Source organism: Zoogloea ramigera, from assembly GCF_006539865.1.
GTDB lineage: Bacteria > Pseudomonadota > Gammaproteobacteria > Burkholderiales > Rhodocyclaceae > Zoogloea > Zoogloea ramigera.
Genome location: NZ_BJNV01000109.1, coordinates 1 through 8935 on the forward strand (window position 1 = coordinate 1; position 8935 = coordinate 8935).

Genomic DNA, 8935 nt, shown 5'->3' on the forward strand with positions numbered 1-8935 from the left:
CTAAGCTGCCCGCAGTAACACTAAAGGGTGCCTCGAAAACCTCGCCCCGCCCACTCTTGGTAAAATTACATCGCTCTGAGTGCGCCCCGAGCCGGCTCCGATGAAACCCCATAGCGCCATCGAGACCGACCTGTTCGCCTTTGATCATCGCCGTAAGAAGATCGACGCCCTGGTCGATTCGCTGGCCGAGATCGAGTCGTACATCGACTTCGCGGCGCTGGCGGCGCATGGGCGGAGTGCCGAAGCCGAGCATCGTGAGATCCTGCGCGCAGCGCAGCGCTGTGCCAGCCGAGCCGGCGCAGCTTCCCCCCGCGTCAGAATAGTTGCCACCTCGATAGAATCCTGAATTCGGGGGCGATGATGAGAGAACGAGTTGGCGCGATACGGACAAGAATTCAAAGACAGAGCGGTGGCGCGGTTGCTGCCGCCGGAGAGCGCAACGGTGGAGTCGGTTGCGCGTGAAATCGGTGTAGGGGTTTCGACCCTGGAGCGCTGGAGGAGTGATGCGCTGTCCAGGCCCGCTCGCGAGCGGGCCTGGACAGCGGCGGCCCGGTTTCAAGGAGGTGCTGGCCAGCATGCCTGAGGTCGGGGTGGATGAAGACTTCAATTCCCGGCAAGGCTGATGTACCTGCTCGATACCAACGTCGTCAGTGAGTTGAGGAAAGGCCCTCGCGCCAACGAGGGTGTCGTCAGTTTCTTCGCTGCGTTGAAACCGGAAGACATCTACCTGGCAGTTCAGACCATCGGTGAGCTGCGACGTGGCCTGGACACTATCCGCGGGCGTGACGATGAAGACCAGGCGAGCCGGGTCGAAGCTTGGCTGGACCTTATCGTCACCGACCACGCTGCGCGCATTCTGGGCTTCGATCTGGACTGTGCTCAGGTCTGGGGGAGGCTCTTGTCGCCCAATCCCCGGCGCCCGATCGACAAGCAGATAGCTGCCATCGGTTTGATCTACAACCTGACCGTTGTTACACGCAACACTGCCGACTTCGCACGGACCGGCGTCCGTCTCCTGAATCCTTTTACCTGAGCGCTGCTGCAGCGGCCCGAGGTCGTCGCCACGGGCGACGCACCCCCGCGGCCCATGCGACAATTGCGCCCGCACCCCGCCGCCCGGGGTGCTTTCCGTTCAGAGCCAGAATTCCGCAGGGCCCGCCACTTGAAACCGCAAAAGCAGCCGAAACAAGACCTTCCGGGTGACGCGATCGCGCAGCACACCCCGATGATGCAGCAATATCTGCGCATCAAGCAGGACCACCCCGACACCCTCCTCTTCTACCGCATGGGTGACTTCTACGAGCTGTTCTTCGAGGACGCCGAGAAGGCCGCGCGGCTGATGGACATCACGCTGACCACCCGCGGCTCGTCCGCAGGCCAGCCGATCAAGATGGCCGGCGTGCCGCACCACGCGGTCGAGCAATACCTGGCGCGGCTCGTCAAGCTGGGCGAATCCGTGGTGATCGCCGAACAGGTGGGCGACCCGGGCGCCACCAAGGGGCCGATGGAGCGCGCGGTGTCGCGCATCGTCACCCCAGGCACCCTCACCGACGCGGCGCTGCTCGACGACAAGGCCGATGCGCCGCTCCTGGCCCTCAACCTGCACCGCGGCGTGCTGGGCCTGGCGTGGCTCAACCTCGCCAACGGCGACTTCCGGGTGCTCGAATGCGACGCGCCGCAGCTCGCCGCCCAGTTCGAGCGCCTGCGCCCGGCCGAGGTGCTGATCCCCGACGGCCTGCGCCTGCCGCTGCTCGACCAGCTGGCCCCCAGCCTGCGCCGGCTGGCCGACTGGCAGTTCGACGCCGAGACCGCCCGGCGCCTGCTCACCGCCCACTTCGGCACCCGCGACCTGGCCGGCTTCGGCGCCGACGAGATGCCGGTGGCCCTGGCCGCCGCCGCGGCGCTGTTCGACTACGCCCGCGCCACCCAGCGCCAGGCCCTGGCCCACGTCACCGCCCTCACCGCCGAGCGCGACAGCGCCTATCTGCGCCTCGACGCTGCCACCCGGCGCAACCTCGAGATCACCGAGACCCTGCGCGGCGAGGCGGCCCCCACGCTGCTTTCGCTCCTCGACAGCTGCGCCACCAGCATGGGCTCGCGCTGGCTGCGCCATGCCCTGCACCACCCCCTGCGCGACCGCGCCGCCGCGGCCCACCGCCACGCGGCGGTCGGCGAGCTGGCCGAGGGCCCGGTCGAGCCGGCGCGGCGGGTGCTGCGCGGGGTGTCGGACGTGGAGCGCATCACCGCCCGGGTGGCGCTACGCAGCGCCCGCCCGCGGGATCTGTCGGCGCTGCGCGACAGCCTGGCGCGCCTTGCAGAGCTGCGCGCCGCCCTGGGCGCGCCCCAGGCACCGCTGCTGCAGCGGATGCTCGACGAGCTTGCCACGCCCGACGAGGCGCTGGCGCTGCTCACCCGCGCCATCGCCCCCGAGCCCTCGACGGTGCTGCGTGACGGCGGCGTGATCGCCGAAGGCTTCGACGCCGACCTCGACGAGCTGCGTGGCATCCAGACCAACTGCGGGGCGTTTTTGCTGGAGCTCGAAGCCCGCGAGCGGGAGCGCACCGGCATCGCCAACCTCAAGGTCGAGTTCAACCGGGTGCATGGCTTCTACATCGAGATCTCGGCCGCCAACGCCGCCAAGGGCGAGCTGCCCGACGACTACCGCCGCCGCCAGACCCTGAAGAACGCCGAACGCTTCATCACCCCCGAGTTGAAGGCCTTCGAAGACAAGGCCCTGTCGGCCCAGGAGCGGGCGCTGGCCCGCGAGAAGCTGCTCTACGAGGGCGTGCTCGACGCGCTCGCCGCCGACATCCCGCGCTTCCAGCGCATCGCCCGCGCCTGCGCGCTGCTCGACGGCCTGGCGGCCTTCGCGGAGGCGGCGGCCCGCTATGGCTACGCGATGCCGGTGTTCAGCGATCAGCCGGGCATCGAGATCGTTGCGGGCCGTCACCCGGTGGTGGAGCGCCAGGTGGAAAACTTCATCGCCAACGACTGCCGCCTCGACCCGACCCGCCGCATGCTGCTCATCACCGGCCCCAACATGGGCGGTAAATCGACCACCATGCGCCAGGTGGCCTTGATCGTGCTGCTCGCCCACGTGGGCTGCTTCGTGCCGGCCACCAGCGCGCGGATCGGGTCGGTGGATGCCATCTTCACCCGCATCGGCGCCTCCGACGACCTGGCCTCCGGGCGCTCCACCTTCATGGTCGAGATGACCGAGGCGGCCGCCATCCTCCACGGCGCCACCGACCAGAGCCTGGTGCTGATGGACGAGATCGGCCGCGGCACCTCGACCTTCGACGGCGTCGCGCTGGCGGTGGCGATCGCCCGCCACCTGCTCGACAAGAACCGCTGCTGGACGCTGTTCGCCACCCACTACTTCGAGCTCACCCGCCTCGCCCACGACTACCCGGAGTGCGCCAACGTGCACCTGGATGCCGTCGAGCACAACCACGGCATCGTGTTTCTGCACGCGCTCGAGGAAGGCCCGGCCAGCCAGAGCTACGGGATCGAAGTGGCCGCGCTGGCGGGCATCCCGGGTGCGGTGGTGCGCGACGCCAAGCGCCGTCTGCGCGCGCTGGAGAACCGCGAGATCGACGCCGGCCCCCAGGCCGACCTGTTCGCCAGCCTGCCCGCCGACGAGCCCGAAATGCCGGGCCACCCGGTGCTCGGCGCGCTGGCCGCCATCGACCCGGACGCCCTGACGCCCCGCGAGGCGCTGGAGGCGCTCTACGAGCTCAAGCGGCTGTCGGCGTGATGCTGCGAAGCACCCTCCTCGCCCTGGCCGCCCTGCTGTCGCCCGCGCTGCAGGCGGCGGAGCCGTTCAGCTTCGGCGTGCTTGGCGACATCCCCTACAACCGTTTCGAGCGCCAGCACCTGCCCGAGGTGCTGGCCGGGATGGACGCCGAAGGCTTGCGGGTGGTGGTTCACGACGGCGACATCAAGAGCGGCGGTGAGCGCTGCGACGACGCGCTGTATGAAGACCGGCTGGCGGTGTTCCAGGCCAGCCACACGCCCTTCGTATTCGTGCCCGGCGACAACGATTGGGCCGACTGCCAGCGCAAGAGCAACGGCGCCTACGACCCGCTCGAGCGGCTGGCACGGCTGCGCGAGCTCTTCTTTGCCCGACCCGGGCAGACCCTCGGCCGCTACCCTCTGGCGGTGGACAGCCAGGCCGACGACCCGGCCTTCGGCGCCTACCGGGAGCACCAGCGCTGGCAGATCGGCCCGGTGCTCTTCGTGACCCTCAACGTGCCGGGCGGCGGCAACAACATCGGGCGCCAGCCGCAGCCAAGCGCCGAATTCGCCAGCCGCAGCGCGGCGCTCAGGGCGTGGATCGGCGCGGCCTTCAGCCGGGCCCGGGCACAGAAGCTGGAAGGGGTGGTGCTGATCCAGCAGGCCAACCCGGATCTCGAGGATTTCAGCGCCGGCCGCGGTGGCCGTGCTTACCGTGAGCTGCTCGGCCAGCTGCTGGCCGAAAGCAAGGCCTTTGCCGGCGAGGTGCTGCTGGTGCATGGGGACAGCCACGTGCACCGCTTCGATCAGCCCCTGCGCGACCCGGCCAGCGGCAAGGTGCAGACCAACTTCACCCGCCTCGAAACCTGGGGCTCGCCCTTCATGGGCTGGGTGAAGGTGGACGTGGCGCCCGGCGCAAGACCGCTGTTTCGCGTCACGCCGCGGATGTACACCGCCCGGGGCAACTGATGCCGGCGGGCGGCACGGCGGCTTACTGCTGCTGCGGGCGCATCCGTGCGCTGACGCTCTGGAGCGCCTGGCGCAGGGTTTCGGCTGCGGCGTCGACACCGTCGGCGGCGGCGTTCTCGGCCACCACGTGGTAATGCAGCACCAGCAGGCCGCGGAGCTTCTCCCAGGCCAGCGGGTTGGTGCTGTTGCACAGGCTGCTGTCGTTGCGCAGCACCGCCTCGGCGACGCCCGGCTGCAGCATCTGGATGCCGCAAAGCTGGGCCAGTCGGGCGATTTCCATGTCGATGGACGCCAGTTCGGCGTTGTAATGTTCGAGACTCACCAGTCACTCCTCTCAAGGAAACGCAGGGCCGCCCCAAGTTTCCTTGGACCCCCACGGGGGGCGGGCGGGGCGAAGCCCGGCCCTGGGGGCACTCAAAACGAACGGCCCTGCCGTATTGCGACGCAGCATACACCTATCTGACATTGACCATGAACACCCCCATCGACATCAGCGAAGAATCCGGCGTCCGCTACCTGCACTTCGGCTCCGACTGGGTGCAGGGCGCGATGCGTCTGCGCAAACCCGACGCCCTGGAGCTCGAATACACCCGCGAGATGATGGCCGGGCTGCTGCTGCGCCCCGCGCCGTGGCCGGCCCGGGTGCTCCTGATCGGGCTGGGCGCCGGCTCGCTGCCCAAGTTCGTCCATCGCCAGCTGCCCGACGCGTGCACGACAGTGGTGGAGATCGCGCCGGAAGTGCACGGCGTGGCGCGGCAGTACTTCCGCTTCCCCGATGAGGACGAGCGCCTGCGGGTGGTGATCGGCGACGGGGCCGGCTTTGTCGAGCAGGACGACAGCCAGTGGGATCTGATCGCGGTGGATGGCTTCGACAGCAACGCCCGCGCCGGCGCCCTGGCGAGCCAGGCCTTCTACGCGGCTTGCCGCCGGCGTCTGACGGCGGATGGGCTGCTGGTCGTCAACATGTTCGGCGAGCTGAGGGGTTTCAAGACCCAGCTCCAGCGGCTCAACAAGGCCTTCGACGGCCGCGTGCTGGCCCTGCCCCCCTGCCCCAGCGGCAACGTGGTGGCCTTTGCGGCAGTGGGTGAGGTGGTCGAGGTGCCCGCCGAGCTGCTCCACGAGCGCGCCACCGCGCTCGAGGCCGGCACCGGCCTCAAGCTCGGGCCCAGCCTCAAGCGGCTCAAAAAATCTGGCCTGCTGGCCGGGGGCGTGCTGCGCTTCTGAGCGCCCCCAGGGCCAGGCTCCGCCCCGCACGCCCCCCGTGGGGGCAAAGGAAACTTGGGGCGGCCCGGTGTTTTCTTGAGAGCATCCCAAGGCCATGCCAGCCTCGGCGTGGACGGAGAAACATTGGCTTGTTTCTCAAGAGTCTGCGGGGCTCTTTGCGCGCGCGCCTGCAAGGGGCTGTCGCGCGTCTTTCCAGGCAGCACAAGGAGGATGTTTCGGGAGGGTGTTTTGGGAGGGTTGATGTTTTCGATTGGCATCTCCAAAGCTTCATGTCATGATTGGGTGTGTATGGAAAGACAGTGGATGGCGTCCGCGTCAGCTACTGGGCAAACGCCCTGCACCAGGCCCGGATTCACGTGGAGAGCCCGTCATGAGCGGTCCCGACAAAGCCGATTATCCGAAAGACCCCTACCTCATCTGCAAGGACAGCACGGTCCTCAGCTGCGGCCGCATGCCCAAGGTCGTCGACGTGAAGTGCGAACACGTGGGCGCCTGCATCGTCGTGCACGGCGTCAACGACGTGGGCACCGCCTACCCGGCCGTCGAGGATGGCCTGATGGCCGGCCTCGCCGAGCGCATGAAGTGGCTGCCCGGCACGCCCCCCTACACCTCCGCCCCCTACCGCCTGCCCGGTGACGACGACGCAAGACGGCTGGAGGACGACCCGGACGCGGTGTTCTACAAGCGCAACATCAGCCCCGACACCTGCAGCCCGGTGATCCCGTTTTACTGGGGGTATCGCGGCACGCCCAAAGGCGGCGCTCCGCTCAGGAACGGTCAGCACACCGACGATTACGGCAACCGCCTCGACAAAGACCTCAGCAAGGGCGGCGGCCCCTTCGCCAACGCCACCAACAACCTCCCCGACATGTGGAACCGGGGTGTCTCGGCGCTTGGCGGCGCGGCGGATGCCGTTGCCAAGGACCCGTACCGGCCAGTGCTGGCCGGCCCGGGCCGGATGTACTTCGTGCTGGCCGCCCAGCGCCTGGCGGCCCTGGTGTCGATGATCCGCGACTACGACAAAAATGAGACTGTAAACATCATCGCCCACAGCCAGGGCTGCCTGGTCTCCCTGCTGGCCCAGGCCTTCCTGATGGACCAGGGGCGAAAGCCCGCCGACACCCTGATCCTGACCCACCCGCCCTACGCGCTGGAGCCCGTGCACTTTGAAAAGTATGGCAGGGAGGATGGCGACGGCAGGGATGAAGACAAGCCCCCCGCCGCCTCACCGGCGCCCGCTCCGGCCCCGATGTCAGGCGCCCCCGGCCAGGATGACAAGCAGGCCAGGATCCCGGACAAGGTGATCAGCAAGCGTGGCGGCGAAGATCATGTGATGAAGGGCCTGTACGAGGCCCTCGAAGGGCGGCAGAGCATGAAGGCCCGGCTCGACACCTTGATCAACATTGTCCAGGGCGTCTATGCCCGCGAGAAATCCAGCCGGAAGCCCGGTTGGAGCTCCGACGAACTCACCCGCATGGGCAGCGCCGGTGTGCATAGCCTCGCCTGGCAGCCTTCCGCAGACCGGGACAATCGCGGCAAGGTTTACCTCTATTTCTGCCCCGAGGACATGACCGTGGGGCTGCGCAACGTGCAGGGCATCGGCTGGCAGGGCGTGCCCAACCGGATCGGGGGCCGCCCCTCCGCGCTGGTGAACACCCTGGGCCGCGGCAGGGCCGCTGACAAGCTGCGGCTCTCCGACTGGGAAAACGCGCGAAAGCCCCTCGCAGAGCTGGGGCCGGGCTTCTTCCAGCGGGTGTTCACCGCCAAGATCCGGAGTGTCGACAAGGTGGATCAGGTCTTCCGGGTCGGCCTCCCGCCGCAGGATTTTCCGCTGAGGGCGGAGGGCGAGAGCGATCGTGCCCACGTGGATGGCGGTTACATCGGCAATCACCTCAAGCTGGCCGAGCTCCCAGGCGCCAATGGCAACCAGCTGCCCGGCCGGCAACGGCTGCCGCGCAGCGCCATCCTGGGTGAGGATGGGGTGCGCTTCATCAACGGCGAGCCCCTGAAAACCCCTCACATCGCTGATCTCTTCGCCGGAGCGCTGGAAACGTCGGATAAATCCAAGGCTGGCAAGTTCGAGCGGGTTGACCCCATCGACGCTGCCATCGCCCTCACCAGCGACTATGGAGTCAACCCGGTAAAGCCGCAGGTGATCGACGACCCCCGCCCCGACCGCGGCCCCGCGGCGGTGGCGAGCGGCAGCAGCCCGACCAGCAGGGCCCTCGTGCCCCGCGAACTTGCGGACGTCGAGGCCAGACTCAACGAGCGCAAGCCCGAAGGCGACCGGATCAAGCTCACCATGGCGGCCACCACCGGCGATGGGCGCCTCATCATCCATCGCAACGAGACCCCCAACGAAGCCCGCCTGCGCCACCAGCAGGCTGCCAGCCCCCGCTCCTTCCACAGCGCCATCTGGGCCAGCGTGGCCAATCACGCCAAGGTTACGGCCTACGACATCGCGGTGGGGCAGGGGCTGGCGGTGAGCAACCCGAGCTTCTATTCGTATCTGTGCGCGGTGGCGGATTGGAGGTTGAAGAAGCCGAGAAAAGGCGAACCAATCCGGCCCGGCATCCTGACTTGGAGTTCGTTCTACTCAACTTACAAGTGTTACTTCGATGCGGAGACCGGGTCGCGGGCAGCGATCATACAAGGCAGCTCGGACTACTACTCCAATGGCATTCTTCCCGAATGCGTCAAGTCCATCGCCGAACGTCCGGAGGCGGTCATCGCCGAAACCATAGACGGCCTCAGCCCTCCCGGGAAGGCAGTAACATGACAAAGGGCAAAGGCGAAACTGATGTACGAATCAAACGTGGCTGGACGTCATGGAGCCTGTGGGCCGCATTGCTATTCGTCCTGACCCTGGCCGGCTGGACGTTTTACCTCACTCAAGCCGATCTACCTGTCTTCAGCAACCCAGAGGTGAGTTCGATGGAAAAATGGAAAATCTGGCTGGGCGTCCCGCTGCTGGCCGCTTGCCTGGCGCTCCTCGCCCAATGGAGCT

At 67.8% G+C, this 8935-nt stretch carries 7 protein-coding genes and 2 pseudogenes; 8 read left to right on the forward strand and 1 reads right to left on the reverse strand.

Annotated elements, in window-relative coordinates; all coding sequences use genetic code 11:
- Nucleotides 1-100 precede the first annotated feature (100 nt).
- From ZRA01_RS21425 to ZRA01_RS19085, 5 genes and pseudogenes are all read left to right on the forward strand, one after another.
- A pseudogene (locus tag ZRA01_RS21425) lies at nt 101-310 on the forward strand (hypothetical protein); the annotation flags it as partial.
- Nucleotides 311-373: 63 nt separating this feature from the next.
- Nucleotides 374-559 (forward strand): annotated as a pseudogene (locus tag ZRA01_RS19070) (transposase); the annotation flags it as partial.
- 63 nt (nt 560-622) lie between these two features.
- Complete coding sequence (locus ZRA01_RS19075; protein ID WP_141354964.1) at nt 623-1033, forward strand: type II toxin-antitoxin system VapC family toxin; 411 nt, start codon at nt 623-625, stop codon at nt 1031-1033.
- A gap of 195 nt (nt 1034-1228) precedes the next feature.
- Nucleotides 1229-3757, forward strand: coding sequence for a DNA mismatch repair protein MutS (gene mutS / locus ZRA01_RS19080; RefSeq protein WP_443096952.1), 2529 nt, complete (start codon nt 1229-1231; stop codon nt 3755-3757).
- Entirely contained in the window at nt 3757-4704 is a 948-nt protein-coding gene (locus ZRA01_RS19085; RefSeq protein WP_141354966.1) for a hypothetical protein, read from the forward strand. The genes mutS and ZRA01_RS19085 overlap by 1 nt, the downstream gene beginning before the upstream one ends.
- Nucleotides 4705-4726: 22 nt before the next feature.
- On the opposite strand, the gene ZRA01_RS19090 is transcribed toward ZRA01_RS19085, so the two are convergent.
- On the reverse strand, nt 4727-5026 hold the full coding sequence (locus ZRA01_RS19090; RefSeq protein WP_141354967.1) for a hypothetical protein: 300 nt from the start codon (nt 5024-5026) through the stop codon (nt 4727-4729).
- A 149-nt stretch (nt 5027-5175) separates the two neighbouring features.
- Between ZRA01_RS19090 and ZRA01_RS19095 the strand changes: the two genes are divergently transcribed.
- The 3 genes from ZRA01_RS19095 to ZRA01_RS19105 all read left to right on the forward strand — a co-directional run.
- Nucleotides 5176-5928 (forward strand): fused MFS/spermidine synthase, encoded by a 753-nt coding sequence (locus ZRA01_RS19095; RefSeq protein WP_141354968.1) that lies wholly within the window; start codon nt 5176-5178, stop codon nt 5926-5928.
- A gap of 370 nt (nt 5929-6298) precedes the next feature.
- Complete coding sequence (locus ZRA01_RS19100; protein WP_170183034.1) at nt 6299-8707, forward strand: T6SS effector phospholipase Tle3 domain-containing protein; 2409 nt, start codon at nt 6299-6301, stop codon at nt 8705-8707.
- Nucleotides 8704-8935, forward strand: a 232-nt coding sequence (locus ZRA01_RS19105; protein ID WP_141354970.1) for a hypothetical protein, incomplete at its 3' end; no start/stop codon positions are given. The genes ZRA01_RS19100 and ZRA01_RS19105, both read left to right, overlap by 4 nt.